Annotated in this window: 2 protein-coding genes; both read right to left on the bottom strand. The window is 61.1% G+C overall.

Features of this window, described 5'->3' with window-relative positions; genetic code table 11:
- Positions 1-626, bottom strand: a 626-nt coding sequence (locus QCE83_RS35035; RefSeq protein WP_309821475.1) for a succinate dehydrogenase iron-sulfur subunit, incomplete at its 3' end; no start/stop codon positions are given.
- A gap of 17 nt (positions 627-643) precedes the next feature.
- The coding region (locus tag QCE83_RS35030) for a hypothetical protein (protein WP_309821477.1) at positions 644-796 on the bottom strand (153 nt) is incomplete at its 5' end.

Raw genomic sequence — 796 nt, 5'->3', positions numbered from 1 at the left:
TCGACGCAATTCATGATCGTATGGCAACGGAACAGACGGTACGGATCTTCCAGGTTGTCGAGTCGTTCGCCCGTCGCTTCGTCACGGCTGTCCGCGATGAAACGATAGGCCTGCAGCAAGCCCGCGGGTCCCACGAACTTGTCCGGATTCCACCAGAAGCTCGGACACGACGTCGAGCAGCTCGCGCACAGAATGCACTCGTACAGGCCATCCAGCTCGTCGCGCTCCACCGGCGACTGCAGACGCTCCTTCTCCGGCGGCGGCGTGTCGTTGATCAGGTACGGCTTGATCGAATGATACTGGTTGAAGAACTGCGTGAAGTCGCAGATCAGGTCGCGCACCACCGGCAGACCCGGCAGCGGACGCAGCACGATCCGCTGCGGCAGCTCGTTAAGGTTCGTCAGGCACGCCAGACCGTTCTTGCCGTTGATGTTCATCGCGTCCGAACCGCACACGCCCTCGCGGCACGAACGACGGAACGACAACGTCTCGTCCACTTCCTTCAGCTTTACCAGCGCGTCCAGCAGCATGCGTTCGTGCGTCAGGTCCAGCTCGTACGCCTGCATGCGCGGCGCTGCGTCCTTGTCCGGATCGTAGCGATAAACTTCAAAGATTCTCTTGGCCATTTCTCTATCCTCGTGCCTTAGAAGGTGCGTGCCTTCGGCGGCACCGATTCGACCGTCAGCGGCTTCATCTGCACCGGCTTGTAGTCCAGCCGGTCACCCTCGCTGAACCACAGCGTGTGACGCATCCAGTTCTCGTCGTCGCGATGCTCGTAGTCGCTGTGCGCATGCGC

The sequence above is a fragment of the Caballeronia sp. LZ034LL genome (assembly GCF_031451215.1).
Classification (GTDB): Bacteria; Pseudomonadota; Gammaproteobacteria; order Burkholderiales; family Burkholderiaceae; genus Caballeronia.
Note: the sequence above shows the minus strand (reverse complement) of the source record. Positions and strands in the feature narration are given on the sequence as shown.